Annotated in this window: 19 protein-coding genes and 2 pseudogenes; 12 read left to right on the top strand and 9 right to left on the bottom strand. The window is 56.5% G+C overall.

Going from position 1 to position 21,913, the window contains the following annotated elements:
• Positions 1–60 precede the first annotated feature (60 nt).
• Positions 61–354: pseudogene (locus NTD84_RS14490) on the top strand (site-specific integrase); the annotation flags it as partial.
• A 133-nt stretch (positions 355–487) separates the two neighbouring features.
• Here the strand turns inward: NTD84_RS14490 and NTD84_RS14485 are convergent.
• The 7 genes from NTD84_RS14485 to NTD84_RS14455 form a co-directional block, all read right to left on the bottom strand.
• On the bottom strand, positions 488–1,003 hold the full coding sequence (locus NTD84_RS14485; RefSeq protein ID WP_262166650.1) for a DUF4405 domain-containing protein: 516 nt from the start codon (positions 1,001–1,003) through the stop codon (positions 488–490).
• A gap of 171 nt (positions 1,004–1,174) precedes the next feature.
• Positions 1,175–1,948, bottom strand: coding sequence for an ABC transporter ATP-binding protein (locus NTD84_RS14480; protein ID WP_262166647.1), 774 nt, complete (start codon positions 1,946–1,948; stop codon positions 1,175–1,177).
• 188 nt (positions 1,949–2,136) lie between these two features.
• A complete protein-coding gene (locus NTD84_RS14475; protein WP_262166645.1) occupies positions 2,137–3,423 on the bottom strand; it encodes an FAD-dependent monooxygenase in 1,287 nt (428 codons plus the stop codon).
• 120 nt (positions 3,424–3,543) lie between these two features.
• The gene (locus tag NTD84_RS14470; protein WP_262166642.1) at positions 3,544–4,761 is read right to left on the bottom strand and encodes an MFS transporter; all 1,218 of its coding nucleotides are present in this window, start codon (positions 4,759–4,761) and stop codon (positions 3,544–3,546) included.
• Between the two features lie 384 nt (positions 4,762–5,145).
• Positions 5,146–6,774 (bottom strand): bifunctional 3-(3-hydroxy-phenyl)propionate/3-hydroxycinnamic acid hydroxylase, encoded by a 1,629-nt coding sequence (locus NTD84_RS14465; RefSeq protein WP_262166639.1) that lies wholly within the window; start codon positions 6,772–6,774, stop codon positions 5,146–5,148.
• 13 nt (positions 6,775–6,787) lie between these two features.
• Positions 6,788–8,104, bottom strand: a complete 1,317-nt coding sequence (gene hmgA / locus NTD84_RS14460) for a homogentisate 1,2-dioxygenase (RefSeq protein WP_262166636.1) — start codon at positions 8,102–8,104, stop codon at positions 6,788–6,790.
• Between the two features lie 69 nt (positions 8,105–8,173).
• Positions 8,174–9,160 (bottom strand): fumarylacetoacetate hydrolase family protein, encoded by a 987-nt coding sequence (locus NTD84_RS14455; RefSeq protein ID WP_262167226.1) that lies wholly within the window; start codon positions 9,158–9,160, stop codon positions 8,174–8,176.
• Positions 9,161–9,420: 260 nt separating this feature from the next.
• On the opposite strand from NTD84_RS14455, the gene NTD84_RS14450 reads away from it, so the two are divergent.
• Positions 9,421–9,756 (top strand): NIPSNAP family protein, encoded by a 336-nt coding sequence (locus NTD84_RS14450; RefSeq protein WP_262166634.1) that lies wholly within the window; start codon positions 9,421–9,423, stop codon positions 9,754–9,756.
• A 74-nt stretch (positions 9,757–9,830) separates the two neighbouring features.
• Here the strand turns inward: NTD84_RS14450 and NTD84_RS14445 are convergent, their stop codons facing one another.
• Together NTD84_RS14445 and NTD84_RS14440 are read right to left on the bottom strand one after the other, a co-directional pair.
• Positions 9,831–10,376: a HupE/UreJ family protein gene (locus NTD84_RS14445; protein WP_262166631.1), complete on the bottom strand. Its 546-nt coding sequence runs from the start codon at positions 10,374–10,376 to the stop codon at positions 9,831–9,833.
• Between the two features lie 155 nt (positions 10,377–10,531).
• Positions 10,532–11,128, bottom strand: coding sequence for a TetR/AcrR family transcriptional regulator (locus NTD84_RS14440; protein ID WP_262166629.1), 597 nt, complete (start codon positions 11,126–11,128; stop codon positions 10,532–10,534).
• 101 nt (positions 11,129–11,229) lie between these two features.
• Between NTD84_RS14440 and NTD84_RS14435 the strand changes: the two genes are divergently transcribed.
• The 10 genes and pseudogenes from NTD84_RS14435 (at position 11,230) to NTD84_RS14395 (ending at position 21,760) form a co-directional block, all read left to right on the top strand.
• Positions 11,230–12,420: a multidrug effflux MFS transporter gene (locus NTD84_RS14435; protein ID WP_262166626.1), complete on the top strand. Its 1,191-nt coding sequence runs from the start codon at positions 11,230–11,232 to the stop codon at positions 12,418–12,420.
• Between the two features lie 64 nt (positions 12,421–12,484).
• Positions 12,485–13,279 carry an IclR family transcriptional regulator gene (locus tag NTD84_RS14430; RefSeq protein ID WP_262166624.1) on the top strand — a complete coding sequence of 265 codons (795 nt, stop codon included), beginning with the start codon at positions 12,485–12,487 and terminating at the stop codon, positions 13,277–13,279.
• Positions 13,280–13,432: 153 nt separating this feature from the next.
• Positions 13,433–14,161: a dienelactone hydrolase family protein gene (locus NTD84_RS14425; RefSeq protein ID WP_262166623.1), complete on the top strand. Its 729-nt coding sequence runs from the start codon at positions 13,433–13,435 to the stop codon at positions 14,159–14,161.
• 59 nt (positions 14,162–14,220) lie between these two features.
• A complete protein-coding gene (locus NTD84_RS14420; protein ID WP_262166620.1) occupies positions 14,221–15,561 on the top strand; it encodes a DUF3500 domain-containing protein in 1,341 nt (446 codons plus the stop codon).
• A gap of 83 nt (positions 15,562–15,644) precedes the next feature.
• On the top strand, positions 15,645–16,427 hold the full coding sequence (locus tag NTD84_RS14415; protein WP_262166618.1) for an SDR family oxidoreductase: 783 nt from the start codon (positions 15,645–15,647) through the stop codon (positions 16,425–16,427).
• 38 nt (positions 16,428–16,465) lie between these two features.
• Positions 16,466–16,846, top strand: coding sequence for a nuclear transport factor 2 family protein (locus NTD84_RS14410; protein ID WP_262166616.1), 381 nt, complete (start codon positions 16,466–16,468; stop codon positions 16,844–16,846).
• Positions 16,847–16,904: 58 nt separating this feature from the next.
• Positions 16,905–17,753, top strand: coding sequence for a fumarylacetoacetate hydrolase family protein (locus NTD84_RS14405; protein ID WP_262166613.1), 849 nt, complete (start codon positions 16,905–16,907; stop codon positions 17,751–17,753).
• A gap of 158 nt (positions 17,754–17,911) precedes the next feature.
• A pseudogene (locus tag NTD84_RS30065) lies at positions 17,912–18,982 on the top strand (methyl-accepting chemotaxis protein); the annotation flags it as partial.
• Complete coding sequence (locus tag NTD84_RS30060) at positions 18,968–19,840, top strand: methyl-accepting chemotaxis protein (RefSeq protein WP_410017357.1); 873 nt, start codon at positions 18,968–18,970, stop codon at positions 19,838–19,840. The pseudogene NTD84_RS30065 and the gene NTD84_RS30060, both read left to right, overlap by 15 nt.
• A gap of 177 nt (positions 19,841–20,017) precedes the next feature.
• Entirely contained in the window at positions 20,018–21,760 is a 1,743-nt protein-coding gene (locus NTD84_RS14395) for an FAD-dependent monooxygenase (RefSeq protein WP_262166607.1), read from the top strand.
• Positions 21,761–21,913: the final 153 nt, after the last annotated feature.

Raw genomic sequence — 21,913 nt, 5'->3', positions numbered from 1 at the left:
CCAGCGGTTTTCTGCTCTACGAGAGTTCAGTAACGTCCATCAAGAGCCGACGTTTCTGTGGGGGTAAAAGGCGACTGGACACCACATGACCTGCGCCGTACGGGGGCGACCATGATGCAGGCTATGGGGGTCAGCCTGGACGTCATCGACCGCTGCCAAAACCATGTGCTGGCCGGCTCACGGGTGCGGCGCCACTACCTGCACCACGACTATGCCGAAGAGAAGAAACGCACCTGGAATCTGTTGGGCGATCGACTCAGTGCCGTGCTGTCCTCGACCTACGAGCATTCTCCGGCCGAATCGGCGATGTCTTTTCCCGCCTATACCGCGAATGCTTCTTCATCGCCCTCTTAAGTCGGTGTCTTTTGTGAGCGCTCATCGCCGAGCACGTTCTTCAGCTTGATTTCGGCTTCATGACCGGCAGAAATCGGCCTTTGCAGTCATTCATGTGTCTACGAAAAGAGAGGCGGTTCAGTATGCAAGATCGTTACTTGCGATCATTCATCAGTTCGGCAATCAATTGCGCAGGCTGCATTTTTGCAGACTGCGCAATCTGGTTGAGGTTATCGCCGGAGGACGTCACCGCAAGCCCGCGCTGACGCAGTCTCGCTACCAGCTCATCCGGTGTGTTATTGAACAAAGCCGCGCTGTCGACCAAAGGCGCCTTGCTCACTAATTGCACCGCTGCAAATGCAGGGTTCCCGCCTTGCTTGCCTCCAGTACTTGAGACAGCAAAAGGGATCGCTAGCAGTACCGAAAGCAGCAGGGGCACAAAGAGTGTCTTGCGATTGATGTACCCCACCATCGGGCCCCAGTTTTTCCAAAGGTGCAAGGCGAATGGAACAAGTAACACCATACTGAGCCATTCATGCATGCCGTGAAAAAGTCCAGGTGCCCAGTGAAAAAACAAAGCCACGCCGGAAATCAGGGAAACCAGGAAAAAGCCTGTAGTGAGAGGTGTTGCATAACGATTGATCAAGTTTTTCAAAGGAAGAGCATCCATGGCTGAGCGTTCTTCGAGCCTGATAAAACGGGCTGAAAAGACTGTTCACGCGGGTAGTTATTCGATGATAGGAGGGCGCTGATGATATCGTTTATGGGTGTAAAGAGTTTGTAAGGCAGAGTAAAGTTTTGAAGTACATTTAACTCAATGTTCTAGGGCTCGCTGCAAACCTCATGCATATCGAAGGTGATACCAACCCTGTTCCTTTTCAACTCGCAGATCGACTTGATAAAGCCGCGAAAGGTTCTCCCGACTCAAGACCTCGTCCTTGGGACCATCAACCAGAATACGACCCTGTTGAAGCAGAATGACCCGGTCTATTTCCGGGACTATTTCGTTAACATCATGAGTGGTCACGATGACGCCTCGAGTCGCGCGACAGAAATCACGCATCAGGTTGAGCACTGTTCTGCTAGCACCCACATCGAGGTGATTTGTCGGCTCGTCGAAGATCAGTAACTCAGGGTGATGTATGAACGCCCTCGCCAGTATCAAGCGTCGCTGCTGCCCGGCAGAGAGACGCTGGAACATCAGATATTGGCAATCCGACAACCCGACCACCTCCAGCATGTCCCGGGCCTGAGCGTACTGCTCGGGTGACGGAATAAAACGGTCGTGACAACCAATTGAACCAAAGAAGCCCGAGACCACAACATCCAACGCTTGAGTGTACGGGGTGTAGTCCTCCTGAAACTCCTGGGACATGAAACCAATTCTTTCACGCAGCTCCCAGAGCGTGATTCTTTCACGTCCAAACAACTTGAAAAAACTGCCCTCCTCCTCCACGGGATAGATTTCCCGGCCAATGAGTTTCAACAAGGTACTTTTACCCGCCCCGTTCGGTCCTAATATCGCGACCCGCTCACCCGCTTCAATCGTTAAGGAAAAACGTTCCAACACCTGAGTCTGATGTTGAAACGCACTGACATTTTTGAATTCGATCATTGGGTCATTACTTGAAATAGTTGGCACGGTCTAACGATTAACCATCACTCACAAATATCGGCCGCTGACCGATTGCAAGGGATGGCCAGAACAGTGGAGGGTTGAGACTGCGGCCCGACCCGTAAAGTCTCTTCCTCTATCCTGGCCCCCATCAGCACTTCTAAGCGTCGGCGCTGTTTATGCCGGCCTTATGCGCTGTGTGAAAAAGCGGAAGCGAAATCCTTCCTTTCTTCCGTGTCTTCATTTGGCCGCTTCATACCCGCCATACGGTGATATTCATTGAAGATTGCGTCGGCTTCGGCAAACGGCAGGACCTTCTCGATGTCCTCGAAACGCTGGCCCCCAGTGCGCTCCTCGACGATGCGACGCACGACCTCAGGCCCATCGCCACGGTTGGCCATTACAATGCGATTGGCGATCTCGCGGCGCTGGGCTTCATAGTGCTTCAACGCTTCAACCGGATCGGCAATCGTGGCCAGCGCTTCGGCAATAACCCTCGCATCGACCAGCGCCTGGCAGGCGCCGTTACCGCCACGCGGGTACATGGCATGGGCAGCATCGCCCATCAGCGTCACTCGACCGAACGACCATTGCGGCAATGGATCATGGTCCACCAGCGGGAACAGGTAGACCTCACGCGCATTGCGCAGCATCTCGCCGACGTTGATAAAGTCCAGCTCGCACTCATCGAACATATGCGCGATTTCGGCGATGTCCGCTTCCTGGTTCCAGTCCTCCATGCTTTCCGGACGACCATTTTGCTCAACCACCCAATTGACCAGCGTCAGACCGCTGTCATCGGCGTTGTCCAGAATCGGGTAGACGATCAGGCTGCCCTTGCTCGGCGCACCAATGTGCAAAATGGTGCCGCCTTCCTTGAACGGCTTCATCAAAGTCACGCCACGCCACAGGGTGATGCCGGAGTAATGGGGCTCGGTCTTCTCGGGAAACAGCTGATTGCGAATGGCGGACTTGATCCCATCACCGGCAATGGCGATGTCCGCACGGACTTCGATGGGCAGGCTCATGGCGTCATTGGTGGTGGATGCAAACTTGATGGTCACGCCCGAATCGTCTTGCTCAAAGCCCGTGCAACGCACGCTCATGACGACCGATTCCGCCCCCAGACGTTCGATGACTGCTTTGTACAGAATCATCTGCAAGATGCCACGGTGCACGAAGCGCTGGCCATGGGGATACCCCATGTGCACGCCGCACTGCTCGGTGTAAATCTCCTGGCCGTACTGGTTGAAGTAGGAGGACTCTACGGCGTCGACCGAGCGCGCATTGAGCTCATCGAGCAGTCCCACTTCGGTTATTTCACGTGTGCCGTAAGGCTGGGTGACGATACCGACGCCCAACGGCCGCAGTTCGGGAGCCGCTTCATAGACACGCGGTTTGAAACCTTGTTCATGCAAGCGTAAAGCGGTCATCAAACCGCCGATACCCGCACCAATAATCGCGATATTCAACATCACTTTTCTCCAGCAGATGGTGAGGTTGAGCAGGTCAACCTCAATACTTTCTTATTTACGGGTCAGTACGTCAGGATGCACCTGAGAGCGTACAAGCCCAGGTGAAGCAACGATGCTGAGTTAGTGGCCGGCGACAGCGACAGTGGCGCCATCGGACCATTTGGGAACGATGCCCCGGGCCAGGATTGGCAGTCGGGCAAGACAGGCCAGGAGTGCAATGACGATCACCCCCTGCATGGAAATCGGCAGGTCACCGCTCATGGCGCCAAAGCTGACAGGACCACTGAGCAATACCCCCAGCAAGGTCAGTTGCGTGACTAGGCCGCTGGTTGCACCGATGCTCCCCGCCGATGGCGAAACGTTGGGCACGAACGACCACATCCCGGTCAGTACGCCGCTGAAGAACATCAGCACCCAGGAGCAGGCAATGGAGCCGGTGACACCAATGGGCAACGCATAGATGGCGAACGCCGGAATACCCGTGGCGATGATGGCAATGACGCCGACCTTGATCGGGGAAAAGCCTTGATTGAGAAGCTTGCCGAACAGCAGGCAGCCCAAGGCATTGAGCACCATCGCACCGATGTTCCAGGAGTTGATCACCAGCGGGTCGGCGCCGTAGTGGCTTTGCAAGTAAGGCGCGAGGGTCGCGATAACACCGACGTGCAAAAAAGCATCACCGCCGATGGAAATACCCAACAGGTAAGGCCATGGTGAGCGCAGGACTGCCTGTAAGCCACTGGTGCGCGAAGGCTGCTCCGACACTTTCACACGCGCCGGAACCGCTACATAGGCAATCAGGGCAATGGCGATGGTAACGACAGCGTGTCCCCAAAAGGCAAAGCGCCAACTGCCCGCGCTTACGACCCAACCGGCGGTCAGAAAGGGGATGATGAAGCTGACGGGAACGAAGGTCGCCCACACCGCGATAGCCATGTGGCGCTGCTTTTCATGAGTGACACGAATCAACAACGTAATCGCCGAGACCGCCATCAGCACATAGCCGACGCCGGAAATACCGCGCCCTACCAACAAGGTTTGCAGCGTGGGTGCAGCCACAACCACTACATCCCCGATAACCAAAGCGACGCTACCGATCAGCAGCACCAGTTTGTCGCCGAAGCGATCCACCAGATAGCCCACCAGCAAGGCGCCGACCACCACCATGACCGAGGGCAACGACATCACCAGACCGATCACCGATGGGCTCTCGGGGTGGAACTCCCCGGCAATCGCATCCAGTTGTGGTACTGCCCCGCCTACCGTCATAGCCGCTAATACACCCAGGCTATAAATGATGGCGACACGAAAAATAACCGACCCAAAAAACGTGTTCATTCAAGACTCCAGTGTTAATGCGGCACTCAAACATCGAGCACAGACTTCAACTCAGTAACTATTGAAAAGATCAAATCCAGCGATCATTCATCTTGAGTCCGGGTTTCCCCGATCACGGCACATGAACCTTACTGGGCCACATAGGTGTTCGATCTCTTCGCCAGGCACCGCCCGCTGTATGGGGAAGTCCGTAGTACGCATAACTGGAGGCTTGAACTGTGAAGGCAAAAACAGTCAATGCAACGGCGCTTTTCAAGCGCGCAAGGTGTCCAGCATAGTTCGATAGGGCTTTCATTTTTATTGTCCTTTCGATCACTTTTTATTATTAAATCGCCACAAGTAACACACGCAGAAAAACCCGCTCAAAGCGTTGCCAATGGACCTTCAGCACGTTGCTTCACGAACGAAAGTCAAACCGTCCATTTGCTGATCGGCATCGACAATCAAGTCTTCCAGGCCGGCAGAATCACGGGCGACACCGAAGGCAACACCGTCAGGTCGAACAAGTACTGCAACAGCATCGAATTGCTCGAGCCAATGCTTGATAAAAGTGCCCTCTTCCGAACAATAAACGGCTTCATTCTCGTGACCGGAATCACTGCGTTTATCGAGGCACACAACCTCGCCGGCGAACAGACTGGCGCTATCGGCAAACAGCGAACTGATTTGTTTTACCAGGCGAGCGTCACGGCACACGAGATAGAACTGCCCGCGGGTCACATCGTCCAGGCGCGCCCGTGGCAGTGAAGGTCCGCTGACCCATGGCTGAGGGAACAATTGACCCGCTCCAGCCCCCAAAACCCCTTCGTTGTCGAAATGCAAAAGGCCTGCGCTCAACCCGGGAATGAAAGACTGCCGGACGGTTAGTGCGGCCCCCGAATTCAGTTCCTCTTGCAGGCGCTCATCGCGAATTTGCGCCGCACGCACATCCAGTTCGCCGATGATCAATCCGAAGGACTTGGCCGTAGCGACCACCTGTTGCACATGGGGACGCCGTTCCGCCGTATAGGTGTCCAGCAACGCCGGATCAGCCAGGCCCCTGGACACCACATCAAGTTTCCAGGCCAGGTTATAGGCATCACGAACGCCAGCACACAGACCTTGCCCCATGAAGGGAGGCATTTGGTGCGCGGCATCGCCGAGTAGAAAGACGCGACCTTCGCGCCATTGCTCGGCCACCACCGCATGGAAACGATAGATCGCCACACGCTGCACGTGCACCGAGCGCGTATCGACGAAGGTGGAAAGCACCTCGTCCAGGTGCGCGGGATCGTTGAAGGACTCCGGCGATTCACCAGGCAGCACCTTGATTTCCCACCGCCGCAGTTTGTCCGGTCCGACGATGTAGGTTCCTGGACGTGACGGTCGGCAGTACTGCACGCAACGTTCAGGCAGTTCGATGTCGTCGAGTAGTTGCGCGTCGACCACGACCCACCACTCGTCAAAGTCCAGATCGTGGATGCTCGCGCCCATTTGAGTGCGAACAACACTGCGCGCCCCATCGCAGGCCAGCAAATAACGCCCCCTCAGTGTCTTTTGATGGCCCTCGCCATCGACCATATCGACTTCGACACTATGTTCGGATTGGCGATACTCGACCAAGCTGTGTCTAAGGAACACTTCGACGTCACTGAAGCGCTCAACACCTTCACGCAGCGTGGCCTCAAGCGCCGGCTGATAGAACATGTAGGTGGGTTCCCAGCCCAGTGGGCCCGGTGCCGGCATCGGGTAAAAGCGCTTGATGACCTGCCCTTGCACACCAACGAAATCGGTTCCCGGATGAGCACAGGTGCCCTTCATGACCTCGTCTGCCAGGCCTGCCGCCTGGAAAGCGCGGGTCGCCTCATGATCAGCAGTGATGGCCCGAGGTTTGTCGAAAATGTTTTTTTCGCGTTCGATGACGGCTACGCGCATACCCATCGTGCCGAGCAGGTTGGCAAGCGTGGCACCGGTAGGGCCGTACCCCGAGATGATTGCGTCGAATGTCTGCATGGTCGTTTTCTTCTTGTTCAAGACACGTAAATCGTTAACGTGAAAGCTGGATTTCCGGGCTCTGGAAGCCATCCCAGACACCGTCGTAATCAGCCTGGCGGTGGCCGGCATCAAGCGCTTGTCGAGTCAGTCGAAACACTCGGCGGCTTTCGAACATGAACGCCATGGTGTTATCCACCTTGTGTGGCGCCAGTTCGGCCGTGCTGGCCTTCTCGAAGGTGGCCACATCAGGACCATGGGGCAGCATGCAGTTGTGCAGGCTCACACCACCGGGCACGAAGCCTTCGGCCTTGGCGTCGTAGATGCCCTTGATCAGGCCCATCATTTCGCTCATGACATTGCGATGGAACCAGGGTGGACGGAACGTATCCTCTGCCACCAGCCAGCGCGGCGGGAACACCACGAAGTCGCAATCGGCGACGCCGGGATGCAAGGAAGGCGCGGTCAACACCGTATAAATCGATGGGTCCGGGTGATCAAAGGAGATGCTGCCGATGACCATAAAATTGGCCAGATCGTATTTGCATGGCGCGAGATTGCCGTGCCAGGCAACAACGTTCAGCGGCGAATGGATTTGCTTGGCCTGCCAAAACTGACCGAGGAATTTACGCACTACACGCACATTGCGACTGCCCGATTCATAGGCCGCGACCGGGACGAGAAAATCCCTTGGATTTGCCAGGCCGTTCGAGCCGATCGGACCCAACTCGGGTAAGCGGAAAGATGAACCATAGTTCTCACAGATGTAGCCCGCCGCTGTTCCATCCGGCAGCTCCACACGAAAGTGGATGCCGCGAGGGATCAGAGCAATTTCTCCTGGACCTGCCTGCAGGACACCCATCTCGGTGTGAATTAACAATTGGCCGTGTTGCGGCACGATCAGCATTTCGCCATCGGCGTTGAAAAAATAGCGATCGTGCATGGAGGCATTGGCGCGATAAACGTGCGCGACGATGCCCGACTGCTCATCGACATCGCCGTTACCGCCGACAGTGGTGATACCGCCGATGAAATCGGTCCCGGCAGCCGGTTCAGGCCAAGGGTCCCAGCGAAAACGATTAGCCGGTGTTGCCACCGCCTTGAACGGCGCCGATTCCCAAGTTGCATGGGCCATCGGTTCAAACGCACCGTGCACCGCCGAAGGAAGCAACCGATAGACCCAGGTGCGCCGATTTTCCGCGCGCGCCACCGTAAAGGCAGAACCGGAAATCAATTCGGCGTACAGCCCATGAGGGGCATTCTGCGGTGAATTGCGCCCCTTGGGTAAGGCACCTTCCAGCGCTTCGGTCGCAAATTGATTGCCGAAGCCGCTCATGTAATTCAAGGGTTGTGATGAAGTGGAGTTTGTCATTTTTGTTCCACGCTGATCAAAAGGTTACAGTGAGTTGCCGGCTCCGTACGAGCCGGCAGCTGCCATGTCCTAGCGTTTGAGTGCCTGGATCTCTTGATCGATGGCGCCGAAAATCGAGTGGCCGAACGTGTCAAACATCTCTACCCGCACGCGATCACCGAACTTGAAAAATGGCGTTTTTGCCTTCCCTTCGTTGACCACTTCAAGTGCGCGTTTTTCAGAGAGGCAGCAGAAGCCCTGGCTACGGTCGTGGTTGGAAACCGTGCCCGAACCGATGATGGTGCCCGCAGTCAGCGTGCGGGTTTTGGTGGCATGGGCAATCAGCCTGGAGAAGTCGAAGTAGTTATCGACGCCCGCCAGCGGCGACCCTAATTTTTCGTCGTTGACATGCACGGTTAGCGGCAAATCAACTTTGGCGCCATCCCAGTTCCCTGCTAATTCATCGGGAGTGACGGCCACTGGAGAAAAGGCAGTGACACCTTTGCCGTTAAGGAAGCCAAAGCCCTTGTTCAATTCCGCCGGGATGATGTGGCGAAGCGAAGTGTCATTGACCAGCATCACCAGCTTGATGTGCTGCCTGGCATCCTCCGGAGAGCACAGCATCGGTACGTCATCGGTAATGATTGCAACCTCAGCTTCGAGGTCCACACCCCAATCTTCACTGGCTACGATCACCGGGTCGTGTGGGCCGGTGAAGTAGTCAGAGCTACCTTGATACATCAGAGGCTCCTGCAAAAACGAGTCGGGCATTTCCGCGCCGCGCGCCTTGCGCACCAACTCCACGTGGCTCAGGTAAGCGCTGCCGTCCAGCCACTGGAAGGCCCGTGGCAGCGGCGAAGCAACCTCGGTCTCATCGAATGCAAAACTGCCGGCCACGTCGCCAGCGTTCAATGCATCAGAGAGTTCTTGCAGCTGAGGTTTGACAGCATTCCAGTTCTCGACTGCCCACTGCAGCGTGGGTGCAACATCAATGGCGCTGACAGCGCGAGACAGATCACGGGACACAACAATCAGCGCACCATCACGGGTTTCAGTTTTGAGCGAAGCCAGTTTCATACATGCATTCCGGTAGTCGAAAGTTACGGTGGTCACACACTGCTGGGTGCGGTTGATCACTAACTTACGAAACAATCGGGATAACAGATATGCGTTTTCCATCTGCCGGAAACGACCCTGTCCGGGGCTGTTTTTCAGACCTGTCACGCGTGATGAACAAGCCATTTCCATCAGGCAGACATCCAGCACTTCGGCGCTTCGGGAACCGCGATCATGGTTGTCGAGAGGTGAAAACCTCCGATAAACCACAAGGAAACACCATGATCATCGAACACCGCACCTATCGACTTCACCCAGGCAAGGTACAAGCCTATTTCGATCTCTACATGGACACGGGCTTGCCCATCCAGCTCGAATACTTACGCCAACCTCTGGGCTATTACACAACTGAATTGGGGCCACTCAATCAGATCATTCATCTGTGGGGATACAACGATCTCAACGAACGGCATCACTGCCGCAACCTGCTCAAGGCTGACCCGCGATGGACTGAGTACGTGCGGCAAATCATGCCGCTGATTCAACATCAGGAAAGCAAGATCCTGATGCCCGCGCCGTTCTTCGCGCCTCAAGCAGCCACCTATCGCTTGCCTTGAAATACGCCCCGCCAAAAGCACAGTGCCCGGGGAGAAGCCGGGCACTGTGTTCAAAGAATTTTCGGATGCAATGATTACCCCAGCATCATCATCGCCGATCCAGCCAGCACCCCACCACCCACCACTTTCTGCAACCGAGGGTGCCTGGCCAACAGCCCACCCGCGACAAAACCCGACAGCAGCAACAAGCCACTGACTAGCGTAAACCCGACGCTGAACCTCCAGAACGCATCTGGGCTGGCTTCAGCACCGTGAGCCCAGCCATGGAACAGCGCAAACAACGGCATGGCCATGGCCAACAGCGATTGGCGTTGCGGCATCAGCAACGCGGCAGAGATGACCAGAAGCGAGCCGAGAATCATGCTCTCTACCCCGATCAGATCACCCAATAAATGCCCCATCACCGCCCCGCACAACATCAAGGCCAGGGTAAAGGCCGGCAAGACGAGATTGCGCCGGGACAACGCGGCAAGCATGCCGGTCCCCAACAACATCAACAGGTGGTCCAGACCGGTCAGCGGGTGCAACAAGCCGTCCTGCAACGGGCTACCGTCGTGCCCCGGATGGGCAAGGGCCGGCATGGCGATCAGCAACAGAACGAGAGCAATTGTTTTTTTCATGGAAAACTCCTGGCGAAAGGCAACGAGAACGCGGACCAACCAGGCACTTAGCCCCGTTGGTGAACCCGTGACGATAACGCGAGGCTATCGCTGCCTTGCGGGAGTTTCCATCTGATGGAAATGACTTGCTGCGACGTCCGATACGCCGCAGTGATTCAGCCTGCCTCTGGCGCAGTATCGGTGCGAAACAGCGATGAGATGACTTCGTCGATGGCATCGGCAACCAGTTTGCTGTCAGGCAATTGCCCGGTCAGCAGTGCATCCATCAAATGGTAGCCAATCGACGCACCAAAAATCATTTCCACCACCAGCAGGCTATTGATGTTCAGGTTCCACCGGGATCGATCAATGCGCTCAACCGCTTGTATCAGTGACTCGCGACTGTCGCGAATGCCCATCTCATAGAACATGTCGGCAATCCTCGCATGCCCCACGCGCTCACCAATCGCCAATCGACACAGGCGCAGGTGGTGCTCGCAGAGCACATGCCCGGCGATTCCGTGAATCCTGATCCTGAGGGCCGCAACCGGGTCCGGCGCAGCATCTTCCAGATTTTTTTGCGGCCAGACATACGACGACGCCACGAGCGATTCCATCAGTTCGTTCTTGTCGGCGAAGTACACATACAGGGTTTTTTTCGACATGCCCGCCTTGGCCGCGATCTCGGACATCGTCACCTTTTCGTAGGCGTGCTCTCCCAGGAGCTGTTCGACGGCCTCATAGATTTCTTTTTTTCTTTCTTCGGCCGGCATCGCCAAAGGACGTCCAGTACGCGCCATTGTTCACCCGTTGACTTAGGAAACCACATAGTTCCATAATTAAAATCCCCGCCCATCCTAAAGAAAATCCCTTCATGCGGTCCATCTCTTCACGCGTTACTGCCTTTGTGCTTGCCGGTCTCAGTGCCACTGGCCCTATCGGGGTTGATATGTATCTTCCCGGCCTTCCGGATATGGCGCGCGACCTGGGTGTCGATGAAGGCGCCATGCAGCTCAGCCTGATGGTGTACTTTCTCGGGCTGATGATGGGGCAACTGGCATACGGTCCTTTATCCGATAAATACGGACGCAAGCCGCTTATTTACGCCGGCCTTACAGTCTTTGTCCTCGGCTCCGTTGGTTGCGCGTTGAGCGACCATTTCGACCACCACTTATGGTGGCGTTTCTTGCAAGGTCTGGGAGGCTCCATCGGCCTGGTGATCGCATTTGCAATCGTCAGGGACGCATTCCGTGCGGCGCATATGGGCAAGATGATTTCCATCATCATGGCGGTGTTGGGGCTGTCGCCTGTTATCGCGCCAATGATCGGCAGCGCCCTGCTCACGAGCTTTTCGTGGCACGGCATATTCTGGACGCTCGCCGCCTATGGAGTCTTGGTTGCAGCCGCAGTCGCACTGACGCTGGAAGAAACACGCAATGCGCAACTGCGAGCCACTTCTGCCCTGAAACACGTGCTGCGAAACTACGCGAGAATCTCCGTCGATAAGCGATTTTTGCCATTTGCACTCGCACTCTGTACTGGCCAGGCAGGCTTCTTCGCCTACATCGCCGGCTCGGCCAGTGTGCTCATCTCCGAATACGGGTTAACCCCCGTCCAGTTCAGCCTGCTCTTCGGGTTGAACGCTCTGGGCCTGGTAATCGCCGCATTGATCAATCCCTGGATTCATCACCGCTTCGGCGCATTACGCAGTTTCCGCCTGCTCAACATCGCCTACTTCATGGTGCTGACACTGCTGGCGGGCTATCTGATCTGCGGCCACAAATACCTCGTCGTACTCAGTGCCGGCCTGTTCATCACGATCGCCCTGCTGGGCTCGATCATGCCCACCGGCAGTCAACTGGCACTGATTCAACAAGGCGAACATGCAGGCACGGCCTCGGCACTCATGGGTTCGCTGCAATTCGGTGCAGGCGCATTGGTCACGGTCGCCTCGGGCGCATTGGCGTATTTGGGTGCCGTGGGGCTCATTCTGGTGATGCTGGTTTGCGCCACAACAGCGGCACTGCTTTGCATCACCTTTTTACCGCGAAGGATTGAGTTGTAAGCACAACCATTGAAACGCAACGATCGTTCACAACTAGCCTAACAATTACAATACGGGCATAGCTATGTCGGCAAACAAGTCAGATATTGGAACACTCAACCGTTCAAGCACCATTTTGCGTTTGCTGGCCACCGCCGGTAAACGCGGCTTGGCACTCACGGATATCGCCAGCCGAAGTGCACTGCCCCATGGCACGGTGCATCGCCTGCTCAAGCAGCTGGGAGATACCGGCCTTACTTTTCAAAGCGAAGAGTCCAGACGCTATCTGCTTGGTCCGGTCGCGTATGAGCTGGGGCTTGCCGCCACTGAGATTTTCGATTTTCGCAGCCTTTGCCGTCCGGCCTTGGAACGGCTTTGCCAGGAAAGTGAAGCCACGGCCTACTTCATCATGCGCAGCGGCTACGACGCCGTGTGTATCGACCGCATCGAAGGCCCGTTTTCCACACGTACCATCTCGCTGGATATCGGCAGTCGCCGGCCCCTGGGTGTAGGTGCCGGAGGCCTGGCCATTTTGGCGGCCTGTGCCGAAGATGAATGCGAACGCATCCTTGAAGCGACGGCATCACGTCTGGGTCAGTTTCATCACCTGAACCTTGATCAACAGCGCCAAGCCATACAGGAAACCAAAAAACAGAATTACTCACTGATCCGAAATCGCCTGACCCTGGGTGTCACCGCATTGGGCATGACCTTTCGCGACTCAATGCGGCGCCCCATCGGCGCCATCAGCATCGGCACTATCGACTCTAGACTGCAGGAACCACGTCGAAAAATCATTGTGGAATTGCTCAAGCAGCAGGTGCTGTTGATCGAGAAATCCATGCGTGCTTCGCGCCGTGTATTGATTGAGCATTTTTGAATGAACACGCGGCGATCAAATCGTTTCCGCAGAACGGAAAGCGCCGCCGGTAAGGCTCTGGCCCACGTTATCTTCCCCTCCACGACAGGAAACGTAAGGCTGCCAGACACGGCAGCGCTACGCCTCTTTTGAAAATAAAAGTGGAGCGTGTGTGTGGAACCAACCTTCAACAAATCTCTTGATTACAGTTACAACGACGCCCGTTTGCACGGCTATTTCAGCCGGCCTGGAGGCGACGCCCTTCCGGGCATCCTGCTCGTACATGACGCCTTCGGCGTCAGCGATTTCATCAAGGGCATTGCCAACAGATTGTCCGGTGCAGGTTATGCCACGTTGGCCGCGGATGTCTGGGGCGATGGGAAGCAATTGACCAGCGAAAGCGAGATCGGTCCGATGATCGGGCGTTTTGCCGCTGACCGCAAAACGTGGATGGGCCGCCTGCAGGCCGCCCGCAAAATCCTGGCGGCACAACCGGGTGTCGACGGCGACAGAATTGTCATCATCGGCTATTGCTTCGGTGGCGCCTCGGCACTTGAGTATTTGCGTACGGTCGACGATGTCCGGGGGGCGGTCAGCATTCACGGAGGCCTCGATCTGGTCTCTGAAGAGTGGGCACCTTCCCACTCATTGCGCAAAGCCCTGCTGCTGACTGGCTATGAAGACCCGATGGCATCACTGCCCAAGCTGGCATCACTGCAACAGAGCATGAACAACGCCGGTGTGGACTGGGAGGTCAATCTGTATGGCCATACCCGACACGGATTTACCCGCCCGGACTCGGACCGTGCGAACAAACCCCAGGTAATCGCTTATCACGCGCAAAGCGACAAGCGCGCATGGGAGGCACTGCACCGTTTTCTGGAAGAAAGCCTGGCAACTTGAGAGCCCTCGCTAACGTTATCGCCCCATACCAATAACAAGTAGCGAGGAATGCATACGCTATGAGCAGCAATAACTTCCGTGACTTTCTGCTGGCCCTGGACTCGCCGAGAATTGTCGACGCCCGTGGCAAGGACCCGTTCGAATACGCCAAGCCCATTATTGCCTCGGCCAAGGCAAAGTCGCTGATCGATACATGGCAAACCCTGTACCGGGAACCCTTCAAGGGCACGACTGCTAACGGCCAGGTCGAACCTGGACTATTTCAACTGACCAACGAAGGGTTCGACGCCCGCAATGCGGTCGCGGCCGCTCAAGCACTGTTGGCCAGTTTGAACGCAGGTGAACGCAAGGCGCTGCAGTACCCGGTTGATGCGCCTCAATGGCGTGACTGGTACAACCCGGAATTCCCGATGAACGCCAACGGGGTCCGCCTGGACTACCTGTCGAGCGCCTCGCGTGATGCCGTGATGAATGTGCTCAGGGCGAGTTTGAGCGCAGAGGGTTACCTGAAAACCGAACAGTGTCGTATTGCCAATCTGTTCCTCGGCGAGCTTTACGATCTGCGCAACATCATGAATGAGTGGAGCTATCACTTCCTGCTGTTCGGCACACCTTCACTGACCGAACCCTGGGGCTGGAATCTCTACGGTCATCATCTGGCACTGAACTGTCTGATGATCGGCGGCCAGATGATCGTCTCGCCAACGTTCATGGGGGCGGAACCGACCCATATCGATCGGGGCCCGCATGGCGCGTTTTCCTTGTTCCAGAATGAAGAAAGCTTCGGCCTGCAATTGATGCGCTCTCTCTCACCGACATTGCGCGAACGAGCCACCACCTACAAACAGATGAAAGACCCTTCAATGCCTGAAGATCGTTGGCACTTTGCCGACGAGCGCCAACTAGGTGCTGCTTATCGCGATAACCGGGTCATTCCCTATGAAGGTGTCTGCGCAGCGCTGTTTTCATCTGGCCAACAGGAACAATTGCTGAAGATCGTTGATGCCTTCATCGAGTATTTGCCAGAAGGGCCACGAGAGATGCGCCTGCGCCAGGTCGAGTCAATGCTGGAGCGCACCTACTTCAGCTGGATTGGCGGCCACGGCGACGACGATCCCTTTTATTACCGAGTGCACAGCCCGTTGATCATGGTGGAGTTCGATCACCACAGCGGTGTCTGGCTCAACAACCCGACCCCGGAAAAATTTCATATCCATACGGTGGTCAGGACCCCCAATGGTAATGACTACGGCAAGGACCTGCTGCGCCAGCATTACCTGAAAGAGCACCGTCACGGCTCGCCGCATATGGCTAAACGTGGCGGCGCGCATGACCACTCTCATGACCATCCTCAGGATCATGACCATAGCCACCCTCATGGTCACGATCACTCTCACTGACGGGCTCATCGTTACTCGAACGCTACCCATTCGACGTGCCATCGCGGCGACATGCGTTCGATTTCATCAGAGGAACAACAGCAATGGATTTAGGTATCAAAGGGCGTACAGCCTTCATTTCGGCTTCATCGCAAGGGCTCGGTTATGCCTGCGCCCGCGCACTGGCTCGCGAAGGCGTCGTGATCATCCTCAATGGCCGCAATGAAGAAAAGCTGCAGCATGCAGCTGATCTGCTGCGCACCGAAGTGATCGGTGCGCAGGTCATGACCGTCGTCGCGGACCTGACGACCGCCCAGGGGCGCGCCGATATTCTGGAAGCAACACCAGAGGTCGACATCCTGGTCAACAACAACGCCGGCCCTCCCCCAGGTCGCCTCGCAGACTGGGACGAAACAGCACTGCTCGGCGCCTTGCAAGCCAACATGATCCCGGCCGTGCAACTGATGCGTGCCTACATTCCCGGCATGCAGGCCCGGGGTTTTGGCCGGATCATCAACATCACGTCGGCAATGGTCAAATCGCCTCACTACATCATGGGCTTGTCCACGTCCGCACGGACTGCGTTGACCGCTATCAGCAAGGCAATCAGCGTTGAAGTCGTGAAGGACAATGTGACGATCAACAACCTGCTGCCTGAACGCATCGATACACCACGCCAGGAATTCATGGCCCAACTCCTGATGAAAGAACAAGGCGTCAGCAATGAAGAAGCCCGTCGCCAGATTGCTTCAACCATCTCGGCAAAACGCCTCGGCCGGCCCGAGGAATTTGGCGACGCCTGTGCGTTCCTGTGCAGCAGCCAGGCCAGCTACATCTCAGGCCAGAACCTGCAACTGGACGGTGGCTCGTACGAAGGGTTGATCTGATCAGCCCCCCCCGTCCAGTTCATTGACAGGAACCCGTCATGTTCGATCAGCAAACTGAACTCGCAATTCTTGAGTTGGAACAGCGCAGGCAACGGGCGTTGGTCGATGTGGATATCGACACATTAAGAGATCTCTTCGATGACGATCTGTTGCACGTTCATAGCACCGGCCTGGTGCATACCAAGCCTGAGCTTTTGGAACACATCGCCCGCAAACGCGGTTTTTACGCGATACAGCGCGGCACCCTGACCCTTCGTGGTAACGATGACATGGCCATCCTGACAGGCCCGATCATCAATCAGATACGCACTGCCGATGGCAAAGAAGAACACATGCGTGGCTTTGTCACCCAGGTGCTCAGGCGCACGCTTTCAGGATGGAAGTTCCTCAATTTCCAGCTCACGGTCGTGCGCGACTAGTGGCTGTTATTTCAAAGCTCATTCAATCAAATACAAACAACAAGACGGCAGATACTCTATGAAAATCGTTCGTTTTACTGAAAGCGGCCGCACGCGTATCGGGAAACTGGAAGGCGATCGGGTGATTGATCTTTCCGGTGTTCCTGGAGTGATCGACTCGATGCGCCAACTACTCGGACGCCTTCCCGAATTGCGCCCGGCCCTGGAAGCAGCCCGCTCGCCCGCGTTTGCCCTGTCGGCCGTACAGCTTGAGAATCCGGTCAACGATCCTCAGAAATACCTGGCCATTGGCCTGAACTACAAAGCCCACGCCGAAGAAGCCCGCGCCGCCGGTATTCCGATCCCGAGCAGCCAACTCTGGTTCAACAAACAAGTGTCCTGCCTGACAGGCCCTTACGATCCGATCCTGTTCCCCTCTGCGGTCAAGCAGCTTGATTATGAAATCGAGATGGGGGTCGTCATCGGCCAGCGTTGCCGTAACGTCAAGGCTAGCGATGCCCGATCCGTGATTGCGGGTTACCTGGTGACCAACGATGTCAGTGCCCGTGACTGGCAGCAACGCTCCCCCACCTTCACCCTGGGCAAATCGTTCGACAGCCACGGCCCGATTGGCCCCTGGCTGACCACGGACGATGAAATCGCAGATCCCCTGGCGCTGGAAATGCGCCTGACGGTCAATGGTGAAGAGCGCCAGAAAATGACCACCGGCGACATGATCTATGACATCTACCAACAGATCGAATACCTCTCCACGGTCATGACGCTTGAGCCCGGTGACATTCTCGCCACTGGCACACCGTCGGGCGTAGGCGTTGCCCTCGGCAAGCTGCTTCAGCCCGGCGACGTCGTGCGCGCCGAAATCGAACATCTGGGCTATATCGAAAACCGCGTGGTTCAAGTGTCTTGACCGCCAGGCCTGCCCTGCATTTTTGACGCCCAGTCGAAACGAGAAGTGCCCTCGCCCGAGTAACGGTCGCTCACGTGATCCGAAATGGCGTGGGCACTTTCTTTTCATTCGTATGCCAGACGGGTCGTGCCCCGGTGCACGACACTTCGGGGGATTCCATGCTCAGATGGCTCAGTGATTGTTTTTGCAATATCAGGATCAACGCCAAACTTTCGATCGGATTCGGCATCATTCTGCTGTTAACCATGATCATTGCCGCGACCGGCTGGTACAGCACTCACAGCATTATCGAGCGCAGCGACAAGATCAGTCAGATCAGTAGCATCAACAGCCTGATCAAGACCCTGAGTACGCAGTACGCGCATTACCAAAGTCGCCACAGCCAACAGGCCGCCACGGACATCGTTCAAACGCTGGATCTGATCGAAGCACAACACCTGCACCTCGCCTCCTTGCTGACCACCCCGGAGGAACGGAAACTGCTTTCACAGCAACAACTCATCGCCAAGGTTTACCGGGCTCATCTGGCGCGTATCAGCGAGAGCTTTGCCAATCGCGACAGCGAATTCAGCACTCTTGAAAACACCATCGGACTGGCCGGCAAACAATTGAATGAGGCGGTCAACGACATTGTCCGTGGCTCGGGTGACGCGCAGCAGGGCGTTATTAACCTGCAATCGGTCAGGCCGCTCTTTCAGAGCATTCAGCAACTCATATTGCAGGTGCACGATTTTGACTATACGAACGATCCGGAAAAAGGTCGCAGTGCCCTGGCGCAAATAAACAGAATCATCAATGAAGTCGGTAAAGTCCTCGCCGAATCAAAGAGCAATCCCTCCAACATGCAACAGACAGCCCTGGCGCTGGCTCAGTATCGCGAGCACCTGCGGCGTTTTTGCGATGAAGTGGCTACCAGTGAGACTGTCGGCAAACAACTCTTCGAATCGAGCGCCCAACTCGAAGCCCTCAATCAGAACCTGATCGACTATCAAGCCAGCAAACGCGCCAGTGATGTGCACAGCGCCCAGCAAACGATCGTCGCCAGCCTTGCTCTGGCCGTGATCCTGGGCGTGCTCGCCGCAGGGTTCATCACACGACAGATCGTTAAACCACTCCAGCAGACATTGAAGCTGGCCGAGTGCATCGCCTCTGGTGATCTGACACAAGTCATCGTGGTTGAACGCCGGGATGAGCTGGGGCAGTTGCAGCACAGCATGCAACGGATGGTCATGAACCTGCGTAACCTGATCGGAAATATCAGCAACAGCGTGATGCAGATCACCGACGCCGCAGAGCGCCTCTCGACGGTCGCCACGCAGACCAGTTCAGGCATCCACACGCAGAAGAACGAAACCGAACAGGTTGCCTCGGCGATGAATGAAATGGCCGCTACCGTGCAAGAGGTCGCTCATAACGCCCAACAGGCTCAACTGGCCGCAGTGGCGGCCGACCAACAGGCCTGCGGAGGCGAAGTGGTTGTGGGGCAAGTCATCGAGCAGATCGAACGACAGGCCATCGAAGTCGGAAAATCCACCACCGCGATGAACACGCTCAAAGAGCAAAGCGACAGGATCGGCTCTGTGCTCGATGTCATCCGCTCCGTGGCCATGCAAACCAACCTGCTCGCCCTCAACGCCGCCATTGAAGCCGCGCGCGCAGGTGATTTCGGAAGAGGTTTTGCCGTGGTCGCCGACGAAGTGCGCAGCCTGGCGCAGCGAACACAGCAATCGACGGAAGAAATCGAAGAACTGATCATCAGCCTGCAGGACGGCGCGGAGCACGTTGCATCCGTGCTGGAAACCAGCCGAGAACTCGCCGCCAGCAGTGTGGATCTGACCCGCCAAGCCGGTACATCCCTGGAGCAAATCACCCGTACCGTCTCGACCATTCAACAGATGAATCAACAAATTGCGACAGCCGCCGAGCAACAGGCGCTCGTCGCCATGGACATCAATCGCAGCGTAATAAACGTGCGCGACATCACGCAGCGCACCGCAAGCGCTAGTGATCACACGGCCAGCTCAAGTGCGGAGCTGAACGATCTCGGCAAGCAGCTTGAGCACATCGTCAAACAATTTCAGATGTAGCCCCAACCATCAGCCTCATCAAACAGACCTCTGTTTTGAGGTCTTCTTTTACTCCGCTATCTCTGTCCATCAGACAGAAAACCCACGCTCAGGCCCCTCGTTCAAAAGGTAATTTGAGCGCAATGCCTAGTGAATGGGCATCCTTAAAACTACAACAGCGAAGACGGGAGTTAAAAAGTGACAAAGACCCTACATGTGGATGTGTTCGTCGTCGGCGCCGGCCCTACAGGTTTGGCCTGTGCGGCCTTGCTGGCCAAGCAAGGGGTGGATGTGTTGGCGATTACCCGGTACTCGGGCCTTGCCAACTCACCCCGGGCGCACATCATCAACCAGCGGACCATGGAAGTGTTTCGCGACCTGGGCATCGAAGATCGCATTATCGCCGCGGCGATGCCTGGCAAGCTAATGGGCAAGGTCGTGTGGGCAACCAGTTTTGCCGGCCAGGAACTCGCGCGCCGTAAAGCCTGGGGGGCAGGCACTGAGCGCAAATCGGAGTACGAACGGGCGAGCCCTTCGGACCTGTGCAACATCCACCAGCACGTCATGGAACCCATCATGTGCGAGGCTGCCCGCGAACTCGGGGCACAGGTGCGCTTCAGCCTCGAACTGATCTCGATGCGTCAGGACAATGAGCACGTGTATTCCACCTGTCGCGATCGAATCACCGGCGAAGACATTCAGGTCGTGTCCAAATACGCGGTCGGCGCCGACGGTGACAACAGCAAGGTGTGCGAAGACATCGGGTTTGAAGTGGAAGGCAAAATGGGCCTGGGCCACATGCTCAACTATTGGATAAAGGCGGATCTGACGCCCTATACGGGCTATCGTCCTGGCGCGCTGTACCAGATTCTGCAACCGGCCAGCCATTTCATGTCGACCACGGCCATCTTCGTCAACGTCAACCCTTGGGATGAGTGGGTGATGTCGATGCCCTACGATCCGGCCTTGGGCGAGCCCGATACCAGTGAAGCCGCCGCCACCGCACTGGCTCGTCAATACGTGGGCGATCCGACACTCGATGTGCACCTGATCTCCACAGGCAAATGGACCATCAATCAGATCTACGCCAAGGAGATGCACAAAGGTCGCGTCGTGATCGCGGGCAACGCTGCGCATCGTCACCCTCCCGCCGGTGGACTGGGGGCCAATACCTGTATCCAGGACGCGTTCAACCTGTGCTGGAAACTGGATTTCATACTCAAGGGTATGGCTGGCCCATCGCTGCTCGAGTCCTATAACGCAGAGCGTCAACCCGTGGCCCAACAGGTCGTCCTGCGGGCCAACAAGTCTCTGGAAAGCCTGTTCGCACTGGTGGCAGCGGTCGGACTGCGTCCTGGTCAAACGGAGCAGGAAGGCTGGGAAAGCCTGCAAAAAACCTTCGCCACTGACGCCGAGGGCGAGGCGCGCCGTTCACAGCTCAATCAAGCGTTGAAAAACCAGGATTACAACTTCAATGCACTGGGCGTGGAACTCGGCCAGTTCTACCGTTCCGAGGCCATCATGTCCGAGGGCGCAGTGCCACAAAACTCCCTCGACGCAGAGATCCATTACCAGCCGACAACCCTCGCCGGCGCTTCCTTGCCTCACGTTTGGCTGTCACGCGATAAAAAGGACGTGTCTACCCTCGACCTGGTGGGACAAGGACGCTTTACCTTGCTGACCGGCATCAGTGGCAATGCCTGGAAAGACGCAGCGCGTGAACTGGCACTCGCGCTGTCGATTCCGTTGGACTGTGTGACGATAGGCCTGGGAGCCGAAGCGGACGACATTTATGGTGACTGGGCTCACACCAGTGAAATCGGCGTGGGAGGATGCCTTCTGATACGACCTGATCGACACATCGCGTTCAGGGCTCAGTCCACCCCCAATGAGCCGTACGCCGAACTGGCTGACGTCATGACCAGGATCCTCGCACGCTAGGTCACGCCCTCCTCCAGCCCGAGCTGCTTATGCACCTCGGGCTTTTTTTATCGATGTTTGTAGCCTGTGCCATGCATCAGCTCAAAAAAAACCGGGACCTCGTGGCCCCGGCAAAAAATCTGGGCCCCGTCGTGGGCCCAGATGGCACTTCTA

Source organism: Pseudomonas sp. 14P_8.1_Bac3, assembly GCF_025466085.1.
Lineage (GTDB): Bacteria > Pseudomonadota > Gammaproteobacteria > Pseudomonadales > Pseudomonadaceae > Aquipseudomonas.
Note: the sequence above shows the minus strand (reverse complement) of the source record. Positions and strands in the feature narration are given on the sequence as shown.